13 protein-coding genes are annotated in these 22,347 nt (G+C 43.9%); 6 read left to right on the top strand and 7 right to left on the bottom strand.

The window, feature by feature from the left end:
- Positions 1–245 precede the first annotated feature (245 nt).
- The 6 genes from HQR03_RS12565 to HQR03_RS12590 form a co-directional block, all read right to left on the bottom strand.
- Positions 246–878, bottom strand: a complete 633-nt coding sequence (locus tag HQR03_RS12565; protein ID WP_173240384.1) for a c-type cytochrome — start codon at positions 876–878, stop codon at positions 246–248.
- A gap of 88 nt (positions 879–966) precedes the next feature.
- Positions 967–2,568, bottom strand: a complete 1,602-nt coding sequence (locus HQR03_RS12570; protein ID WP_173240373.1) for a flavin monoamine oxidase family protein — start codon at positions 2,566–2,568, stop codon at positions 967–969.
- 207 nt (positions 2,569–2,775) lie between these two features.
- Positions 2,776–4,230 (bottom strand): cytochrome c, encoded by a 1,455-nt coding sequence (locus HQR03_RS12575; RefSeq protein WP_173240374.1) that lies wholly within the window; start codon positions 4,228–4,230, stop codon positions 2,776–2,778.
- A 901-nt stretch (positions 4,231–5,131) separates the two neighbouring features.
- Complete coding sequence (locus tag HQR03_RS12580; RefSeq protein WP_101210993.1) at positions 5,132–5,749, bottom strand: flavodoxin family protein; 618 nt, start codon at positions 5,747–5,749, stop codon at positions 5,132–5,134.
- A gap of 83 nt (positions 5,750–5,832) precedes the next feature.
- Entirely contained in the window at positions 5,833–6,861 is a 1,029-nt protein-coding gene (locus tag HQR03_RS12585; RefSeq protein WP_173240375.1) for a purine nucleoside phosphorylase YfiH/LACC1 family protein, read from the bottom strand.
- 62 nt (positions 6,862–6,923) lie between these two features.
- Positions 6,924–7,991 carry an RluA family pseudouridine synthase gene (locus HQR03_RS12590; RefSeq protein ID WP_037025133.1) on the bottom strand — a complete coding sequence of 356 codons (1,068 nt, stop codon included), beginning with the start codon at positions 7,989–7,991 and terminating at the stop codon, positions 6,924–6,926.
- 1,061 nt (positions 7,992–9,052) lie between these two features.
- Between HQR03_RS12590 and HQR03_RS12595 the strand changes: the two genes are divergently transcribed.
- Positions 9,053–10,288 carry an outer membrane protein assembly factor BamD gene (locus HQR03_RS12595; protein WP_244952034.1) on the top strand — a complete coding sequence of 412 codons (1,236 nt, stop codon included), beginning with the start codon at positions 9,053–9,055 and terminating at the stop codon, positions 10,286–10,288.
- Positions 10,289–10,640: 352 nt separating this feature from the next.
- Here HQR03_RS12595 and HQR03_RS12600 read toward each other — a convergent pair whose 3' ends face one another.
- Positions 10,641–12,239, bottom strand: a complete 1,599-nt coding sequence (locus HQR03_RS12600; RefSeq protein WP_201583576.1) for an alkaline phosphatase — start codon at positions 12,237–12,239, stop codon at positions 10,641–10,643.
- Positions 12,240–12,804: 565 nt separating this feature from the next.
- On the opposite strand from HQR03_RS12600, the gene HQR03_RS12605 reads away from it, so the two are divergent.
- The 5 genes from HQR03_RS12605 to HQR03_RS12625 all read left to right on the top strand — a co-directional run bounded on the left by HQR03_RS12605 (position 12,805) and on the right by HQR03_RS12625 (position 22,296).
- Positions 12,805–14,997, top strand: coding sequence for a DNA primase (locus HQR03_RS12605; RefSeq protein WP_173240376.1), 2,193 nt, complete (start codon positions 12,805–12,807; stop codon positions 14,995–14,997).
- Between the two features lie 494 nt (positions 14,998–15,491).
- Positions 15,492–17,411 carry an RNA polymerase sigma factor RpoD gene (rpoD, locus tag HQR03_RS12610; protein WP_173240377.1) on the top strand — a complete coding sequence of 640 codons (1,920 nt, stop codon included), beginning with the start codon at positions 15,492–15,494 and terminating at the stop codon, positions 17,409–17,411.
- A gap of 258 nt (positions 17,412–17,669) precedes the next feature.
- Positions 17,670–18,026, top strand: a complete 357-nt coding sequence (locus HQR03_RS12615; protein ID WP_025653284.1) for a YbeD family protein — start codon at positions 17,670–17,672, stop codon at positions 18,024–18,026.
- 514 nt (positions 18,027–18,540) lie between these two features.
- A complete protein-coding gene (gene nrdA / locus HQR03_RS12620) occupies positions 18,541–20,817 on the top strand; it encodes a class 1a ribonucleoside-diphosphate reductase subunit alpha (protein WP_173240378.1) in 2,277 nt (758 codons plus the stop codon).
- Between the two features lie 78 nt (positions 20,818–20,895).
- Positions 20,896–22,296: a KAP family P-loop NTPase fold protein gene (locus HQR03_RS12625; RefSeq protein ID WP_173240379.1), complete on the top strand. Its 1,401-nt coding sequence runs from the start codon at positions 20,896–20,898 to the stop codon at positions 22,294–22,296.
- The last annotated feature ends 51 nt before the right edge of the window (positions 22,297–22,347 follow it).

The raw sequence follows: 22,347 nt of genomic DNA on the forward strand, positions 1-22,347 counted from the left end.
GACATTGAGAACAAACTAAATAACAGACCAAGAAAACGCTTAGGGTTTAAAACGCCTATGCAGGCGTTCTATAATATTAATTAGCGTTGCACTTGGTGTGTTAATCTAAGTTTGCTAAAAATAGCTGAGTAATTTCTATATTAAGGTCTGCTAAACATTCGACCGTGGCACTGCTGCCTTCTGGTGAATATTCAACAGATCCTAACAGCTTCACTGAAAATTACTGGCTAAAAGATTAAACTGTGTTAATCATCACTTGGGTCCCCAGCTGGTGGATTGGCATGCCGCAGCTCTGCCACATCCTCGGCAGTGACGGTATCGGTAAAGCCATTCAAATCGCTGACCACATATTGAGTCACTGCAGCTATCTGCTCATTATTCATCATTCCATGGAATGAGGGCATACCGCGGAAGCCATTAATCAAGATATCAATGATGTAGTACTTCGATTGCATTTTGCTGTTATTAGCCAGTGGCGGATAATAACCTGCACCGTAAGCGCCCTCGCCTTTATGCATATGACACGCCGCACAAGAGTCATGATACAGCTTGGCACCATCTGTTGTCACAAAGCCATTGGTTCCTTCAAACTTTGCGTCCCACTTAGCAATACTTGGATCATTGTCCATAGTGGGCAGTGAGCTGTTATCGACGATATTGATAGGAGGTGCTGTAAGCTCTTCACGACTCATATAGACGCCGCCCCAAGCGCCCGTATTACGGCTCGCCTGATAGTCATCCGTTGTGATACCTTCTTTCTCTTGTTCGCTAGCCACTGTCTCTACATCATCTGACTGTTGACTACAACCTAACAGTGCTGCACTGCTCATCACACTCAGCAACATCACAGTCAGCAGTTTGGGTGTCATGTTTTTCATGACTTTTTTCTTCAAGATTGCCTTCTTCACGATTGCATTGTCCATGATAGCCTCTGAATTTTTATAGTTATCCATATTAACCAAATATTTAACCGAGCATTTTTGCTTTTTGATGTAGGCGCTTTGCGGCATCCATACCAGATAAAATAGCGCCCTCTTGCCACGCTGGAATATGTGAACAATGCTCGCCCGTCAGTACAATACGGTTATCAATGCTGCACAAAGTGTCGTAATGCTGACGACGAGTTGATTCATTCCAAATTCCATAACAACCGAGCGTCCACGGGATACGATGCCATACTACTGACGTACCGGCGCGGAACTCTTTTGTATACTGGGGATGAATATACTTACCGTAAGCGAGCGCGACATTGATACGTTCTTGCGGCGTCAAAGTATTAAACTTATAAGATGTCGGGCCGTAACCATAGGCTCCTAGTAGCACTCCAGTACCATCTTTAAACATATTCTGTGAAGGATAGGCAATCTGTGCAATGGGCATATCGGTATAGGTCAATCCACCAAATATCCACTCGTCTTCTTCCCAAAAGCGGCGATTAAACTCTAAGCCAACTTTATAAGAAGTCTCATAAGGTACTGCCGCCATGGCTTCTTTCATCGGTTTTGAGACGTTAATATCCATTTGCGTCAGCACCGTTAGCGGGATATTACACACGCACCAATCGGCACGTATGGTTTTGGTTGCCCCGTCTGGGCTGTTGCTATCGACATAATCGACAGTTACACCGCTTTCATCTTGATGAATTTTGGTTACTTTTGCGTTAAACTCAATCATATCGCGACATTCGCGGGTAAAGGCATCACCGATTTTGCCCATGCCGCCTACTGGCTGAAACATGGTTGGTTGGTGACCATAGGTCATATGATTGCCATAAATATCCGCCCACATGCCTGAATCTAAGATTTCACTGATAGGCAAAGGCTTTGACGGTTTTGCATCAGGCATCAAGCCACCACCGGGAAAGACACTAAAACCGCGATGCTTACTGGTCTCATTACTGGCGCGATAACGATAATCTTTATCGAGCACACCCCAACCTTTTAAGCCTTCAAGCAGCTTTTCTTTATCCTCAGTATTAACCGAGCGATCAAGACCACCAACGTTAACTGACTTTGACAACAGCTCAGCCACATGGCCTTGAATATCATTTTTTACATCACCCAAACGCTGTGGGACACCATCAAAATGAGTGGTACGGTGCAGATAGGCACGATCATTGGTTTGAATAAAGGGCTGCATCTCGACGCCGAACTGTTTGCAATAATGAAAGACAGCATAGTGATGACTGGGCAGACGCCACGGTCCACCATTAAAATAATTACCCTCTTCAAAATCACAGGTCACTTCTTCGCCACCCAGCTCAGTATATTTGTCCCCGCTGTTGAGTGTCCAGCTACGACCACCACCACGGTTTTGGAACTCAAGTACTTTGACATCGTAGCCCGCTTTGCGTAGCTCATACGCCGCAGTTAACCCACCAAGACCGGCACCAAGAATGACAATACTAGCGCCTGCAGGTGCACCCTTAAGATCCATGGTTTCTTTAAAGCTCGATTCAGAAGCAAACCCAAGGGTCGTCATCGCTTGATACATCGCGGTTGCACCCGCTGTTTTACCGATCATCGAGAGCAGCTGGCGCCGCGTTGGTGATTGAAGCATATCTTTCATAATAATGTCCTTAAAGTAGACGTCGTGTATAACGGTAGACAATCATGTCTGGCATTTTGCTTTTATTATCGGTTCAGTTTATATCGAACCTTTGTCTTCTTGCCAAGCCTTAGTGCACTACCGTTTTAGCCTTAATTTTCGTCCTGTAATCAGCGTCTAATACGCCTTTATATTTTTGGTTCGACCATTTATTTAGAGATAGTCAAACTAAGCGCGGCGTCTGGAGCGGAAGATAGCGCGAATGATAAACGCGATAATAGCAATCGCGACGATAATACCTATTATCGCTAGTAAGCCTGCGTACTTAATCAAAAAAGGCTTATCAACACTAGTATTTGCGATACGATCAACATCGCCGGCGCTCACATCACTGCTGGCAAGACCTCCAAAATTCACCCGTACGTAGTTGGTGATACCAGCGATTTGCTCACTATTTAACTCGTCTGAAAATCCTGGCATGATAGGCGAGGTATTGGTCGCACTCTCCACCCCATGCAAAATCATATTAACCAGCGCATCGGGCTTATCACGGCGGACACTACTCAGACCAACGATAGGCGCATAGCGAGCATCAGGCTGAGCATAGCCGTTAACACCATGACAGCTACCACAAGCAGCTAAATATAACGCTTTTGGCGAATTATTGCCGTTACTTACCTCTGCTTTCGCTTGGGCTAAATACTCTTTTTGCGCCAACAAGTCATGCGTGATAGATTCGTTTATTGGCGTTGGTAGGCGCGATACATCTACTGCAGACACTGTATCTTCGGTTTGGACAGCAGGTACGGCTTTTAGATAAGACGCAATGGCGCTTAAGTCTTCATTTTTTAAGTAGCGGGTACTGTGGGCGACCGCTTCACCCATGGGGCCACCAGCGTATGCACGTTGATCAAGCTCGCCTGTACGCAGATAAGTGACGATATCTTGCTCACTCCAGCTACCGATACCGCTTGACTCATCTGGGGTAATATTTGGCGCATGCCAGTTGCCGAGCTGAGCACCAGATAGGTACATACTCTTATCAAAACCCATCGTACTATTACGTGGGGTATGGCAAGTGCCACAGTGCTCTAGATTATTGACCAGATATTCACCGCGTTTTTGGGTCTCGTTCAGTCCGTCGCGCTTTTCAGTAGACGGTACGTTGAGAAAGTTCCAACCCAACATTAAGCTGCGAATATTAAAAGGAAATGGCAGATCCGTTTTTTCTTCGGGGGCTTCGTCAACCGCTGGTACCGTCTGTAAATAAGCAAACAGCGCACTGATGTCTTCCTCTTTCATGCCGCTGTAAGAAGGATATGGCATGGCAGGATAAAGCATATGGTCAGGCGCACGACCTTTTTGCAGCGCATTCTTTAAGTCCGCTTCGGTATAGTCGCCGATACCGTAACGTTTGGATGGGGTGATATTGGTGGAATAGATCTCTCCCATGGGGGTCTCGATTGCCGTCCCGCCGGTATAGTCCTCGCCGTGACAGGCCATACAGTCAGCAGCGCGAGCAATATAAGCACCGCGATTGACAAGCTCACTATTGGCGGGGCTGACATTAGGTAGGCTTGCGTTGGGCAAGCTCGCATTAGGAAGGTTGACACCTTCAGCCATGACGGCGCTGGAGGTGATACCAATGGCTAGCATTGATAACATCACAGAGAGTGGCTTCATAATATCCTCATATAGCTGGCATCTAGGGTGTTTTAATTATTTTTAGCACATAATATCTATTATTTAGCAGTATCCATTCATTGTTTGGCAATATCTAAGTCTTTGCCTATGAGGCATCTATGAAGATTAGTTACCGTAGAATGTCTGCCTTCACCACTAATGTAAAACTATTTTGCTGTTATTGCTTAAATAGTAACTTAACCACCCTATTTTTTTACAAAAATAAAAGATTTTATCATTAGAGGTTGGGTTTTATTATTCAAACCATATATTCATATTATTATTAACAACGATAAAAAATTCCTTTTAAAAACAATTACTAATAAATATCAACTGCTTTATCTGTTTTTTATAATGACGAAATTTTAGTAATAAAACTCAATAATTCTATTTTTTGACTGTTATTTTTAATTTCGAGCGTACATAATAGATACATAGTGCAGAAACCATACTATGTCTACGCTTCACATTATACTGAGGTATATATGAGGTTAGCCGTTGCATAATGCGGTAATTTGTTTATGATGAACGCTGTTTTTAATGCTGGCAATTGTGTCCTGAGATACCATTATGAAATCCTTTGTCATGACCTACATACTCTCGGCAGCGCTACTATTAAGCGCATGCCAATCTTTTCAATTTGTCGAAAACCCCATTCCTGTCAAACCATTACCCGCTAAAAACCTTAGTAAATAATTTTACTAATGGCAATAAAAAAAGCAGCTATCAAATTGATGTCTGCTTTTTTATTTATTAGGGCGTGTCATGATTTTAATAATGGTGATAAAAAGGAGATAAATTTGCAGTCCAAAGAGGAAATAGTGCCGTTAATTTCTGATTATATTGCAAGTCTCAGTTACGACAATTAATCCTTATTTATGCTAATAAAGGCAATCTGACTTTAGCCAACTGCAATGACTGGTCGATGCTTGATAATGGTCTTGGCTAAATGATCACCAAACCAGATAGCCGTATCGATATCACCTTTACCAGGGGTTTCCTCAGGAGGGCCGTCAAGGGATTGCGTCATGAGCCCCAAAAAGCTCGACAGACGATTTAAATCATGCGATTCATGACCTGTCGGCATCAAGGGTAAACCGATCCAATTCATGCCGTGCTGCATGGTATACAAACAGATCTGTTGTAAGACGGCCAATTTATCACCGCTAAGACCGCCCGAATTGGCAAAACCTGCGGCCCACTTACCTTCCCATTTGCGATGGTACCAACGCTGTGAGGTCTCATCCATAAAGGTTTTAAATCCAGCAGTCACGCTACCCATATAGACGGCACTACCAAAAACCAGCAGATCTGCCTGATCCAAAAAATCCCAGTCGACATCATGAACATCGACGGCTCTTGCCTGCGCTTCTGGTAATTGTTGGCGCGCACCCATAACGATCGCTTCGGCCACACGCTTGGTATGACCATAATTGCTATGATAAATGACGGCAATCGATACGCTCGTTGCGTCATCAGTCGCTATGGAGGTTGAAGATGCTGTGGCAGATGTATTCATACAAACTCTAATAATGGCTATAAATAATTAAATAGAAATAAAATGGCTCAAGCGTACTTAGTATTGATCAGCGACTAGCAAATTCATACCAACTCAGTATCTGACTCAGTATCTGACTGGGTGGAAGCACGGCGCACAATCACTAGCGCCATCCGTCCCGTCGCTGGTTGCTGCAAATGCGTCTGACGCCGATAAGAGTAATAACGGTCATCGCCGTAACTACAGCCTATAGCAGACTCATTACATAACGTCATACCAGCAGCAGTTAATTGGTCAGCGGCAAGTCTTGGTAAGTTTAGCTTGATGTTATCCGCATTTACTTTGGCATAATTTGCGAGTTTATCAACGGTCTTATGTAAGCACTGAGGATTAACATCCGAATTTTTACTAGTATCAGTATGGCTATCATCACCGGTTTGGTTTGCAGAATCCATCACGTAGCGCGCATCGAAGCGCTCGATATTTGCTGACGTTAATAACTGACTGTCTACGCAACCTGCCAGTAGCTTATCGCGGACTTGACTACCCACTTCATAATTCTGCTGGCTAATACAGACGCCAATCCATGCCATAATTTGCCCTGAGTCGGTAAAGCGCTCAGCAGTTGCTTGGATGACGCCACAAGCCAGCCCTTGCCAACCTGCGTGAATGGCGGCAATTTTACCACTTGCAGGTTGATATAAAACAATAGGCACGCAGTCGGCAGTCATTATCGCTAAACCAACACCCTGCTGCTGACTCAGTATAGCATCAGCCGCTAGCGGTTGCATACTTAAGGCAGTGGCGTCGATATGATGAATATCATTGCCATGTACTTGATTGACCCAATGCAATCTTTTGATAGGAGCATTTTGCGCACTCGTTGATGGCAAGCTGTTCAATTTCTCATTAATCGCCGTCAAGAGACGCATGCGATTGTCTAAAACCTTTGCCGCATCATCGTTTACATGCAAGCCCAAATTAAGCGCGCCATAGCTCGCCTGCCCTAGCTCATGCATTTGCTGACTGTTTGTATCAGCTGCACATTTATTACCATTGGCAAGTGCGGCGGTCTGAAAAACCGCCACATCGTCTAGTTGTGCTAGCAATGTCATAGGAAGCTTACTTTTCATGGCGTCTCTACCATCTCTCTCGTCACAGAAATACGTACTTAAGGCCAATTAGTCAAAAGCATTTATTCAGGATCGTAACCATCACCTAACACAGCCATCAACTGCTGCATGTCTTCAGGGATTGGCGTAGTGACTTCGATATCTTCGCCCGTCGTTGGATGAACAAAACCCAAAGTATAAGCATGCAATGCCTGTCTTGGGAAGTTAGTAATCGCTTGACGCTGCGCCTCTGTGAGACCTGCCCGCAGTTGACGACGACCACCATAGACGCGATCGCCGACGATCGGATAGGTAATATGACTCAAATGCACGCGAATCTGGTGGGTGCGACCCGTCTCAAGACCCACATCTAGCAGACAGTAATTGTCATTAAGAGCCGTCACATTTAACAAATGCGTGACCGCTTCGCGACCAGCAGTCATGACCGTCATTTTGGTACGCTGATTGCGATGGCGACCAATGGGCGCATCAATACGACGATGACGCAGCAGACTTGCCGCATCGCCAGCGACGACACACTGGTAATGACGATAGACAGACTTGTCTTTCAGTTGCTCCATCAATGCCAATTGCGCAGGTTTGGTCTTGCCAATAAGCAACAATCCAGAAGTGTCTTTGTCAATACGATGCACCAGACCGGCACGCGGAAGATGGTGCTGCTGCGGATAGTGATACAGCAACGCATTGACCAAAGTACCTGTCTGATTGCCAGCACCAGGATGAACCACCATACCGACGGGCTTATTAATCACCAAGACATCATCGTCTTCATAGACCACATCGATATCGATATCTTCTGGTTGATCTTCCCCATGCGGCTGCAGCGTCGTTGACAGATGTATCACATCGCCCGCTTTGACCCGAATCTTGGGCTTTTGCACGCTATCGTTATAGAGTAAGCTGCCGTCGCTGATCCAGCCTTGCAACTGCGCACGCGAAAAGTCGGTAAACACCAGTGATGCCAATTTATCGATACGGAGACCTGCTTGTTCTTCGGTGACGGCATAGGTTACATCGATAACGACGGGTACCGCTTGCCCTGCAGTCGACGCTTCATAATCAGCATCATCATCGTCGTCACTGTCATCAATACCTTCGTCAGCCTCATCCGTTTCATAGTCCTCAATCATCTCGTCATCGAGTCTATCACTATCTTTTGAGACACTGCCTTCTGAAACAGTACCTTCTGACGCTTGTGACAGGGTATCGTCTGCGATGAAATCATCGGATACCGTCTCTGCGTTTATGCGGTCATCAGTTTCTAGCGGCTTAGCATCTGATGATTCGTTATTTTTTAAAACTTTATTTGACATGGAAGGCTCTTGCGCTGATAAATCAGTATCTAGCGATTGATTCGATGGTAAATGGGTGGTCATAGTATTATTATTCATAACAGATTTAGACATAAAAATGCCTGACATGATTTTATAAAGTAGTTATAGCAATGCACTTCTTATAGTAATAAAGCACTTATAATAAACCACTTTATAAGAAAAATTTATAGGCAAATATAGTGCGCTATAACAAAAACAACGCCTCGCATTGACCATCAAAACCTATCTTGGTCAAAAAATCAGCGGCAGTAGTGCCATAGTGTAGCATGCCAAGTGCTCAAGCCCTATAGAAGCTGCGCGTTATCTGTCATTTTATCCCTATCATTTGATCGCTAAATCATCGACAATTAACTCTCTAAAATATGACGTTGCTGTAATTTACTGTATATTTGTCGATGTCAGCACCATTCGATATCGCTCGTTGCGACGGCTCATGCTAAACTGCAAAGCTGAAACGTAATAGACAGAGATGTTCAGGATATATCCGCTGGTAGGGCCTTGAATACACTAAGATAAATACGGAAGACCTTCTGCCATTCAAAGCGCTCTAGATAGATGAACGGCAAAATAGATAACGAAAAAATAGACGAAGCCGCGGTTATTCTATAAAGTAAGCTCTATTTTGCTGTATGCTATGGCACGGTATTTTTAAAAATGTACTTTTAAACTGGTACTATTAAATAAGCCATTGCAAAAACTGTATTTGATAAAAATTATGTTGATTACGAGTCGGCTTACCTATTAGCATACTCAATAATAAACCGTTAACTGGTGCGTTACGCATCGTTTTTATTATTAACCTTATATATAGCATGATAGCGCCGCTGCTATTATGCGTCTTGTGTCGGAGAAGAAGTATGCACGCTGTTGGCAATACGTTTATCAAACTGTCCTCAATCACCCTGCTTGCGCTAAGTGTCAACTTGGTGGGTTGTCAGACTTTTAAGAACCTGACCAATAAAAACGTCGATGCAGTCGAAACCGCCGAGAAGTCAGAGCAAGGCTACTATAACGATGCCATCGCTCAGATTGACAAAGCTCGTTATACCCAAGCGATTGAAGACTTGACCAATCTGCGTACTTTTTATCCTACCGGACAGTATGCTGAACAAGCGCTGCTCGATATGATGTATGCCCAGTATGAAAGCGGTAAGTTTGAGTTGGCAGCAGCCAGCGCTGATCAGTTTATTGGTCTCTACCCTTCTAATCCGCAAGTCAGCTACGCCTATTACGTGCGCGGTGTGGCCAATATGCAGGGCTCATCTGAAGGCCTTAAATTGTTTAAGCTGAATCAAGCTGAGCGTGATACTGCCTATCTGCGTATCGCCTTTGCCAACTTTCAAGAGCTTATTAATAAGTACCCCAATAGCCCTTATACGCCAGATGCTGCACAGCGTATGACCTTTATTTACAATCAGTTTGCTGAAAGTGAGCTGAGTGCGGCCAGTTGGTATATTGAGCGTGAAGCTTATGTCGCGGCTGTCAACCGTGCCAAATGGGTCTTTCAATACTATCCACTGAGCGAGTCTGTACCCGAAGCCATCGCCATTCTCGCCTACAGCCATGAAAAGCTAGGGCTAACCGACTTGGCCAAAGAGTACAAAACCCTATTACAAATCAACTATCCAAATTGGCTAACCAGTGATGGACGCGTCAAGCTCAATACCAAGCGTGACCGCACTTGGTTTAACAAGCTGACCTTTGGTAAGCTTGGCCGTTCGGGTATCAAAGACAGCTCAGTCTCTCAAGGTAACTACACTGGCGCAACCAAAACCCAAGTCGTTCGTAACGCCAATCAGTTGCGATTGCCAAATGACAATGCAACTAACGCCAATGCTGCTAACGCTAATGCACCACTAAATACCTCTCCAACGAACCGTATTGGTGGTATCAATGTCGGCTTAGGTCTGCCTGAGGCGTCCTCTGAACGCGTTACCAACCAAGCCAGCACTGGCTCTACCGCTAGAGAAGCGAATGTTGATCCGCAGAACATCAACCCAACGCGCCGTACCACGCTATCTGATGAGAATAATAGCGATAGTATTCGTCTAACACCAATGGACAATGATATAGTCATAGAAGAAGCTGAATAGTTAGCGTTCATAGCCTTACACTGAAGTGATATAGCTAATCTGTAGTTATTTAAAAAGGCCAACTGATAGTTGGCCTTTTTTTGTTCATACTGATACTGAACAATATCTTTATAGATTTTATGTTTTTAATATCGATAATTGTTCATCATTAGTATCAATGCTACTGTAACACACCCGAGTTTGCAGTTAAGGGAAAACTGCTTATGCCTTCGCAAACCACCCTTTTCTAACAACTCACCATAAACGTAGCAGAATTAAGCCCCTCATTATTTAACGCCATTGCCTTTTAAAAGTAGACCGGCCCCCGATAATTATCGAGGGCCAGTCAAATATTTAGGCAGGTATTAATGTATTAGTCTTCTAGTGCTTCCATAGCGTGTTGACCTACTTCTGTGTGATGCAGTACTTTGCCAAAGGGTACGGTAGTATCTCCCGGGCCTTGGGTAAATACCAGTACCGGTGTATTGGTATGGGTGCCGGTGGCCCAGACTACGTTTTGCTGTTCAGCCACTTCGCGAGCCAGCAGGTTTTGACGATTGTCGTCAGTTTGGTAAGCGAAAAAGGCACCGTTAACGTCCATTTTTGGAACGGTTTTGGTGCTTAGATAAGGATGGCCTTCGGTGTAAAGAGGATTGTCCTCGGTTGCGAGTACGCGCGCAGCTTGAGCTTCTGTAATGTCAAAGCCAGTTTCAGAATTTACAATGCGAGCTAAGCTGGCAGGTGTTTGCTGGTCTGCTTCTAGTGCATCGAACTGGCTGTAAAATATGTCGCCGTAGGAGGATTTTTGCTCGTAGAGTGTATCGAGGGTCGCTACGTCGCCGAAGTTGAAGAGCGGTTGGAACTGTTGCTCTTTGAAAACGTTGCCTGGTAGGTCACGTCCGTGGGGTAGATCATTAGCAGAATAGCTGAAGCCAAAGCCACCTGTCTCGTGATCAGCGGTTACCACAATCAGGGTATCGTCACGGCCTTCTGCCCAATCCAATACATAATTAAGTGTTTCGTTCAACCGCAGCATTTCGTGCAGCATAGTGCCAGTGTCGTTGTAGTGCCCTGCCCAATCTATTTGCCCAGCTTCAATCATCAGGAAAAATCCTTCGTCGTTTTTGGACAACGAATTAATCGCTTTTTCTGACATTTCTTTTAGCGTTGGTATGGTGCGGGCGGGGTCATTCTTAGTTTGGTGCTCGGTAATACCGTTTGGCAACGATGAATAAGCAAATAAGCCAAGTATTTTACCGTCGGCCTTTTCCATCTGTGAGCGGTTGAACGCTAAATCATAGTTCTTCTGCTGTGCTTCAGCGATCAAGTTTCGGTTGTCTTTACGCTTGGATTTAATAACGACGCTACCTTCGGACAGCACTTCCAATTCTTGGCGGACAGCTGATTGCTCATCATTGACGGACTCAGGAATCCAGTAACGCAGACCACCGGACAACATGACATCTACGTTATTGTTCAGCAGGTCTTCAGCAATTTCATTTTCTAAGCTGCGATGGCTCTGGTGCGCGGCAAAGCCAGCTGGGGTTGCATGAGTAATGCGGGTATCGGACACCAGCCCGGTGGATTTGCCTAGTTTTTTGGCCTTTTCCAGTATACTTTCTGCGCTGTTACCGTCTTTATCCGTGCCAACCATCTCAGCACCAGCTAGCTTACCGGTTGCCAGTTGTGTAGCGGAAGCGGCAGAATCGACCACTAGGTTGTTGTTGGCGTGGGTCATAGAAATACCCATACGGCCGTTAGCAGCGATCCGGTCAAAGGCTGTTGTGCCGTCGGTGATTACCGAGTTTGGCGCTTGCTTGGCGTACGCCAATAGTAGACCAACTTGTTGTGGCCCCATACCGTCGCCAATGATCATAATGACGTTTTTGGCTTTTTCCGGCGTGGATTGTACTGCTTGCGGCGCAGATTGCATTGTTGTACACGCTGTCAGCATCAGGTAGGTTGTGACCATTCCTGCTGCTACTGTGGCTTTACGGACGTTCATAATAAAATCCTATTACGGTTGGTGTTTTCATGGCTATTTGGGTGCGACTATTGCCACCTCAGCTGTCGTCCAGATGTTTACCTAGAGTGATATGGTGTAGCTCTCGTTCGTCAGCGGAGCCGATTATTTGACTGCTCTCTACCTCCAGCAGAATTAATAGACATGGCTTTTTTACGCAAACCTTCGTGAAGTACGCGCACTCCATGGCTCATTGAACTCATACCGTTTTCTTAATAACTTCCCTATTAAAATGAATCTTCATTGCAGTGAGGAAGCATTCAAACGAATACACTAACACAATTCCGTAACAATATTTCACCGAGTTTAATGACAAATTATCAGTAACTTGGCTTAATCGAAATGCCAGTATACATTTACAAAGGGCTTAAAAGTCATAACAGACTACAGTGATATTTTATTGAGAAATCAAACGAATTATACTAACGGTTTCTCATCTATTTGAAACTATTTTAGGTATTGGTAGCCCTATTTATGAATTGTATGTAGACCTTGTGGTAAAATATTTGTCCTTATGAGTATCCCAAACCATATTCTCGAACAATTAAATAGCCAAGCTGACTTAATCAGTATTATTGGGCGTCACACGACGCTCAAACGTGCTGGTAGTGAGTTTAAAGGCTGTTGCCCGTTTCATGGTGAAAAATCACCGTCTTTTTATGTCAATCCACAAAAAAATATCTATCACTGCTTTGGTTGTAGTGTCGGTGGCAATGCCATCAGTTTTTTACGTGATTATGAAAACCTAACGTTCATCGAAGCGGTCAATGAGCTGTCAAAACAAACGGGTATCGAAGTCCCAAAAGAAGAACAGCAAAACGTTAGTTATCAGCGTACTAAAAAACAAGCTGCTATAAAACCCGCCTCGCGTGCACCCGCTGCTGAAACTGCAAAATTTCAGCCAGCAGTGGATAACCAATTACCAGCAAGCATAGCAACCGATTCTCAGCAGAAAAACTATACAGATCAGCCCACTTATTATGACCATAATAATCATGATAGTAGCTACGATCATAACTATGAAAACAGCTACGACAGCTATCCACCGCTAGACGCTTACGATTCAGCGCCTTATCCAATGGATTCTTATCCTGCCGACTATCAAGATGCAACTAACAATGGCGCTCCACCTGCATGGTTGACCGATACCAATGCTGGCGCAGGCTCACATAGTGACAATAGTGTCTCAGATAAAGACGGCAATCTATACGATTTACTGGAACAAATTCAGCAGTTCTATCAACACAACCTCACTATCCATCCGCATGCCAAGCATTATTTCTTATCGCGTGGCATTACTGAAGATATCTTTGAGACTTTTGGTCTCGGTTATGCACCCTTCGGTTGGCAGCATCTTGAGCATCAATTCCCGCAAGATATTGAAGGTCTAAAAGCGCTTGGTTTAGTGCGCCAATCAGAATCTGGGCGCGATTACGACTTGCTTCGCGATCGGGTGATTTTTCCGATTCGTGACAATCAAGGTCGCACCATTGGCTTTGGTGGTCGCGCGCTCGATGATGACGTGAAGCCCAAATATATCAACTCCTCTGACTCGCCCGTTTTTCATAAGCAGCATGTGCTGTACGGCTATTATGAATCACGCCAGCAACGTGCGGATAGTTGGCTGGTGGTCGAAGGTTATATGGATGTAATTGCCCTTTACCAATCCGGTATCTATGGCGCGATTGCCTCTATGGGTACGGCGATTAATGAGAGTCAAATCTCGCGATTATTAACGCTAAATCCTACCCTGACATTAAGCTTCGATGGTGATAGTGCAGGACAAAAAGCGGCTTGGCGAACGCTAGAAGTTGCTCTGCCTGTACTGGCTGATGATAAAGAGCTACGGTTTTTGACACTGCCCAACAATCATGACCCTGACACCTTTATCAAGAGTCAAGGCGGTGACGCTATGCGAGAGCAAATCAAAAATGCCATGCCGCTGTCACAGTATATTTTTGCCTACTTAAGCGAGCGCTATGATTTGACCTTGGTAGAAGGCAAAGCCAAACTGATGTCACAGGTACGTTCACTAACCATGGCGCTTCCCAAAGGCAGTAGCTTTCGTTACCTACTAAATAATGATATCTATCAAAAGCTAGGTGGTAAGCGTAGCCAAAACAAAGAAGCAAGGGACGCGCTGCTAGATTTCGATGGTGATATGACCATCAGCCAGCAATTGCAGCTTTGTTTTTTATTCCAGCCGCGTGCACTGCTTGAAGATCCTATTGAGTCGATCTGGCAACAGGCCGGTATCAACCGCATCAACCTGCCAGCTCATATCAAGGAAAAAGCCTCGCCTGATATCTTGCGTGCACTTGCTTGGGAAGACTTGCAAGATGATGCCCTGCTCGATATCGTCAGCACTATCAAGCGCTGCCTCAATTATTTACCGCAGGACGCCAACGCCGCTGCGCACTTTATCCTGTCGAACGTCAAACCGATTACCCAAGAGATGCTGAGTCGTAACTGGGGCGGCTTTTATAAAACCCTAACGACAAGAAATATTTTGAGCCTTGATGAGCTGATTGAAAACTTGGTCAGTCAGCTTCTCGAACGCAATATGAAGAAAAAGATACAAGAGCTGATAAAAAACCCCGATCATATTAAGCTGGCGATTGTCCGTAAGCAGACACAGCTATTGAACGATTGGCTACGTGCTCAGCAAGCCGAACAATCGGCGCAGATGGTCACCGTGCAGTCTTAATATCTGATGTTATTTTTGGTTTATAAATTGGCAGCCCTTTAAAAGTATGGTGGTTGCCCCCACTACTAGTGATTATGGCCAATCGCTCAAGCCATCTTTATCATTCATTATACGAACAATAAACCATTATACGAATCGAAAATAATGAGTAAATATGATAGAGAGCATGCACTACCTCGTGCTTGACTACACTGGTCTGTGTTAAACTGTGTCGCTAACTATTTATAGCATGGCTTACGAAATGACTATAAGCGTGCATCGTTAAGCACAAATTTTTAGTATTACTTTTAACAATTATTATTTTTGATATATTTTTAACAGTTTTTTAGCTCCGTTATTGTAGTGTTTTGAGCCTTTATTCATATCCACTCATTTTTGATATTGTTGACTGTCCCTACGCCTTATTTTGATTAATCGATTGATTAGATCAACGCACCGAGCGAGCGCTAGCGAGTCACCCTATAAAAATGTCCGATGCAAGTAAGCGAGTATTTATGAACGATAAGTCAGTTTCTAAGTCCACCTCTCAACTGGCCACCTTAATCCAAATGGGTAAAGAGCAAGGGTACCTTACCTATGCCGAGGTGAATGACCAACTACCCGATTCTATTACCGAAAGTGACCAGATCGAAGACATCGTGCAAATGCTGACCGACGTCGGCATTAAAATCTTTGAATCTGCCCCCGATGCCGATGACATCTTGATGAACGATGATTCAAGTGATGATGACATGGCAGCGGATGAGGCAGCGGCCGTCTTGGCCTCTGTTGAAACAGAGCCTGGTCGCACCACTGACCCTGTGCGTATGTATATGCGTGAGATGGGTACGGTTGACCTCTTAACCCGTGAAGGCGAGATTGCCATTGCCAAGCGCATCGAAGAAGGTATTCGTGACGTCCAGCATGCAATGTCATACTGGCCGGGTACGGTACAGTTCGTCCTTGATGAATATCAAAAAGTGCAAGATGGCGACAAAAAGCTCTCTGATGTGATCACCGGCTTTTTGGATCCTGAGACCGAAGAAGACAAAATAGCGGCTCAAGAAGCCAAAGAAGCGGCGAAAGAAGAAAGAGAGCGCATCAAAGAAGAAAAAGAAAACCCGCCTGTCGTCAAGCCAAAAGCCAATGCGAAAGACGATCTCGATGATGACGACGCTGATGATATTGATGACGCTGAGGAAGAGGAAGAAGAAACTGGCGGCATCGATCCAGAAGAAGTACGCTTGCGTCTAGAAGAGATCGAAAACCTATTTATTAAAGCCAAACAGGCCTTACTCGACTATGGTCGTGGTAGCGCACAAGCCGACGAAGCCTATGCACAATTGGCAGAACGCTTTATGATGCTCAAGCTCAACAATCGCTTGTCAGACCAAGTCATGGCTATCATGCATGACGTGTATGATGATGTGCGTAAGCAAGAACGTCAAATCATGCGTTTGGTGATTCGCCGTGGTCGTATGCCGCGTGATGAGTTTCGCAAGACCTTCCCTAGTAACGAAACCAACGTTGATTGGCTCATTGAGCGCCTAAAAGGCAAGCCCGCTTTTGCTGGTACGCTAGAAAAAGTCACCGATGACGTGATTTTGCTACAACGTAAAATTCGTGATTACGAGCAGCAGCTCGACATGAAAATCCACGATATGAAAGACGTCGCCCGTCGTATGGCAGTCGGTGAAGCCAAAGCTCGCCGCGCCAAAAAAGAGATGGTCGAAGCTAACTTGCGTCTGGTTATCTCTATCGCTAAGAAATATACCAACCGTGGTCTACAGTTCTTGGATTTAATCCAAGAAGGTAATATCGGTCTGATGAAAGCGGTCGATAAATTTGAATACCGCCGTGGTTATAAGTTCTCGACCTATGCCACTTGGTGGATTCGTCAGGCGATTACCCGCTCTATCGCGGATCAGGCGCGTACCATTCGTATCCCTGTGCATATGATTGAGACGATTAATAAAATTAACCGTGTTTCACGTCAGCTATTACAAGAGATGGGACGCGAGCCGACACCTGAGGAATTAGGCGAACGCTTAGAGATGGACGAAGTCAAAGTCCGTAAAGTGCTAAAAATCGCCAAAGAGCCTATCTCTATGGAGACGCCTATCGGTGATGATGAAGACTCACACCTAGGCGATTTCATCGAAGATGGTACGATTTCAAGTCCTGTTGATGATGCAACCGCGGCTGGTCTGCGTGAAGCCACTCGTGACGTATTGGGTAATCTGACTGAGCGTGAAGCACGTGTCCTAAAAATGCGTTTCGGTATCGATATGCCAACGGATCATACGTTAGAAGAAGTTGGTAAGCAGTTCGATGTGACGCGTGAGCGTATTCGTCAGATTGAAGCAAAAGCCCTACGTAAATTGCGTCATCCATCACGCTCTGAGCACCTACGCTCTTTCCTTGAAAATGACTAATTTATCTAGGTACAAAATGCTGAACACGATATAAGCATTCTTAAAATCAAATCAAAAAAGCTGAGCATGACTCAGCTTTTTTGTGTCTACAAGATAGTCATTTATGGTATTGCTAGCTTATTTTAACAATAGCAGTGCTCTTTTTCAGCGCTACTAATTTGCTTCAATACGTATCAGTGCCCTTGAATAATGGGTCAAATGCCATTATAAATAGCCAGCATGTAAGCGACATTCTCAAATAACGATAAGGATACGATGATGAGCGATAACAACAACCCAAAAAGAGACGTCAAAGTGACCGAGTTAGTCGCCAATGACGGTATTTTGAAAGGCAAAAAAACCGACGTGCAAAATCCTGAGCTTTGGGAGTTCCCAATGAACTACCCACTGAGCATCATCGGTCATGAAGGCGAGCATGAGAATTTGCTGAATGAAGTGAAGCTCATCCTCGGTAGCCAGTTCCCAGAGTTTGATTTGGCGTCTATGGAAGTCAAACCGTCAAAAACAGGACGTTTTCATTCGGTACGTGCCAATCTGTACTTAACCACTGTTGAACAAGTAAATACGCTTTATGCCTCACTAGACGATGCCAAAACGGTACGCTTGGTTGTATAAACAGGGAATGGGTGTTTAGAAAAAAACAACCCTTTTTAGGTCTAAATCGTCACTCATATGGGTGGCGATTTTTTGTTGTCTGCGGTACAATCTGCATCCGAATTATTACGGTGATGACCACAACTATCACTCGACCCTTTAGCAAATAATAAAAAGCAAACGACCATCCATTTTTACAAAAAATTTATTATTTGTGTCATTCGCACCTAACCCTTGCCCCGTCGTCCTTTGCCAAAATTTGGACGCGCTTTCACCCCTTAGCAACATAGTTTGCTACTAAAATCAATATAGTATTTTCAAAATTTTCCCGCTATATTGTGCCTACCTACTAATAAATACGCTACATGTAGTGCTCAATGATTTTTATCATTATTTCGAGCAGCTGGATGCTTTTGCCATAAAAAAGCACCGCTAAGCTATTGATTATTAGTAGTTTGATTATTAATTTAATAATAAACGTTTCGCGGACTTAACCGCTTAGCGAATAATATAAGCAATCATCTAAGAGGCTAGCATGACACATATCGACAAAATCCAAGTGACCAAACGTGACGGACGTTTAGAGCCTATTGATTTAGACAAAATTCACAAGGTTATTGCCTGGGCAGCGGACGATTTGGACAACGTGTCTGTGTCACAAGTTGAGCTAAAGTCGCACATTCAGTTTTATGAAGGTATCAAAACTCGTGATATTCACGAGACCATCATCAAGTCTGCCGCTGACCTTATCTCTGAAACCACGCCTGACTATCAGTATTTAGCCGCGCGCTTGGCCATCTTTCATCTGCGTAAGATTGCTTATAATAAATTCACTCCGCCGCACCTATATGACCATGTCAAAAAACTGACTGACGCTGGCAAATATGATCAACATATCCTAGCCGACTATAGCCGTGCTGAATTTGATGAATTAGAAGAATACCTCGACCACTGGCGCGATATGAATTTGGCTTATGCTGCTGTTGAGCAAATGGCGGGTAAATACCTCGTGCAAGATCGCGTCAGCAAAACCGTTTATGAGAGCCCGCAGTTCTTATATATGCTGGTCGGTATGTGTCTGTTCGCCAATTACGACAGAGCTGAGCGCATGAGCTATGTGAAGCGCTTCTATGATGCGACTTCAGAGTTCAAAATTTCGCTACCGACGCCAATCATGTCAGGTGTGCGTACGCCATCACGCCAGTTTAGCTCGTGTGTACTGATCGAATGTGGTGATAGCCTAGATTCAATCAACGCGACCACTAGCGCCATCGTACGCTATGTATCGCAGCGCGCTGGTATCGGCATCAACGCTGGTCGTATTCGCGCCCTAGGTAGCCCTATCCGTGGCGGTGAAGCCCAGCATACTGGCTGTATCCCATTCTATAAACTGTTTCAGACAGCTGTTAAATGCTGCTCACAAGGCGGCGTCCGTGGCGGTGCAGCGACGTTGTTCTATCCATTATGGCATTTAGAAGTTGAGTCGTTATTGGTACTCAAAAACAACCGCGGCGTCGAAGACAACCGTGTCCGTCATATGGATTATGGCGTCCAGTTAAATAAAACGATGTATACCCGCCTCATCAAAGGTCAAGATATCTCGCTATTCTCACCGGGTGATACCCCGGGCTTGTACGATGCGTTCTTTGAAGATCAAGACAAATTCGAAGAGTTATACACCAAGTACGAGAATGACCCAAGCATTCGTAGCCGTCAAATCCCAGCGGCAGATTTGTTTAGCCTAATGATGCAAGAGCGCGCCAGCACGGGTCGTATCTATATCCAAAACGTCGACCATTGCAACACTCATAGCCCGTTTGATCCGACGGTCGCTCCGATTCGTCAGTCAAACCTATGCATGGAAATCGCGCTACCGACCAAGCCACTTGATAACATCAATGACGAAGAAGGCGAAATCGCCCTTTGTACGCTATCAGCGGTCAACTTGGGTAAAGTCGAAAACGTCAGCGATATCGAAGAGCCAGCAGAATTAATCGTCCGTGCACTTGATGCCCTGCTCGACTATCAAGACTATCCAGTCAAAGCTGCGCAAAACGGCAGTATGCGTCGCCGTACGCTTGGTGTGGGCGTAATCAACTATGCCTACTACTTGGCTAAGAATGGCGCACGCTACTCTGACGACAGCGCGCTTGGTCTGACCCATCAAACGTTTGAAGCATTGCAATTCTATCTCTTGAAAGCGTCAAACAAATTGGCAAAAGAGCAAGGCGCGTGCCCTGCCTTTAATGAGACAACGTACTCACAAGGTATCTTGCCGATTGATACGTACAAAGCCGACTTGGATAAAATCTGCCAAGAGCCGCTACATCTCGATTGGGAAACGCTACGCACTGAAATCACCACTCACGGTCTGCGCAACTCTACCCTAACCGCCTTGATGCCGTCTGAGACTTCTAGTCAGATCGCCAACGCCACCAACGGTATTGAGCCACCACGCGGTCTGGTCTCTATCAAAGCGTCAAAGGACGGCATCCTCAAGCAAGTCGTGCCTGAGATTGCTACCCTAAAAGATCAGTACGAGCTACTATGGCAAATGCCGAACAATGACGGTTATTTAAAGCTCGTCGCTATCATGCAAAAGTTCGTCGATCAAAGCATCTCTGCCAATACTAACTACGATCCGGTTCGCTATGAAGGCGGTCGTGTACCGATGAAGATATTGCTAAAAGATCTGTTAAACGCGTATAAGCTTGGCGTGAAGACGTTGTACTACCATAACACTCGTGATGGTGCGAACGATGCGCAAGCGGATATGGAAGATGATTGTGCTGGCGGTGCATGTAAAATTTAAGTTATTGATATATGGCGGGTTTGGCTTTTGGGTTAAATCCGCTTACTAGTGTTAAATAAAGATCATATGGAGTTGTCAATGAAGTTACCTACTGATCAAAGTATTGATATTCCTAATGATGATATTTATTTAAACGATAAACTTAGTCGTGAACTTGAAGTGCTAAACATTGTCGAATTGATAACAAAGCTATCTAACCCCTGCACTATCGCCGTAGATAGCTCATGGGGAACCGGAAAAACAACTTTCCTAAGGTTTTTGCAAGCTGAATTACAGCAGAGAGATATTAAGGTCTCTTATTTTAATGCTTGGGAAAAAGATTTTGATAAAGAACCTTTTTTATTGATAGTAAATCACATAGTTAGTAAATTTTCAGAGAAGGAAAGTGATGTTAGGGAAATAAAAAAAATAGCAGTCAATGTCCTTAAGTCGATTACGGTAAATGGTTCTAAAGCTGTTATTAACTCATTATTACCAGCAAAAGTGGGAGATAATTTAATTGAATTCTTCGGAAACGTGACTGAAGAAATAGCTAGCGATATATTCGAAAATCTTAGCCAAGAAGAAGATGAAATCAAAAGATTACAAGAGAAGTTAACGCTGCTAGTAGAAAAAAACAATAAAATGGTAATCCTGATTGATGAGCTAGATAGATGCAAACCTAGCTTTAGTATTGAGCTACTTGAAAGAATTAAACATATCTTTAATACACCTAATATCATCTTTGTACTAGGTACTGACTTAGATCAACTTGGAAAAGCAATTTCAGGTGTTTATGGCGAAAGCTATGACGGAAGAAAATATTTAGACAGATTTTTTGATTTTGAATTTAATTTAAATATTCCTACCTATGAAGATTTTTGGCAAAGCCTTATTGAAAACTACACAGGTAAAAATGACATAGAAACTTTGAATAACAAGTCCGATATTCTTACGTATGGACTATGGTTTACCCAACATCTTCATCTATCAGCTAGAGACGTTAAAAGACTATATACCAAGTTTTACCTAGCTTCTTTATCAGAACATTCAGGTAATAATTTACCTTTAATACTTTTGTTAAGTGTGGTCAAAAATCATTCTAAAGCTCTATATACTAATATAAAGCTAAATTCATTTAATTTGGATGAGCTATTCGAGTTTATGAAATTTAAAAATATTACTTTAATGCATACTAATGATGAAATAACGTCCAAAATACTTGTTTTGATTCATAACTTACTATTGGCTAATCAAAACGAAGTTAAATCTTCAGAAATAATAGACTTGTTATCAAAGAATTTCGCAAACCCTAGTATGAAAGCTTTTATTGAACATTTTCTTGATCGATACAAAGATGACGACAAACTTTCAATTGATAATTTAGAGTCAGTATACAAGGCAGTAGACTTGCAGGGTATTTCTCATAAACAGTTTGCTAATGTGTCCGCATCCATACAAACCAGTTTTGGACAAGCTACAATTACTTCTAGTAACTGATGACTTATATTCATGATCGTAGGATAAGTTAATAATAGTCTATCTTGCTTT

Origin of the sequence: Psychrobacter okhotskensis (assembly GCF_013248965.1) — a bacterium.
GTDB classification, from domain to species: Bacteria; Pseudomonadota; Gammaproteobacteria; order Pseudomonadales; family Moraxellaceae; genus Psychrobacter; species Psychrobacter okhotskensis.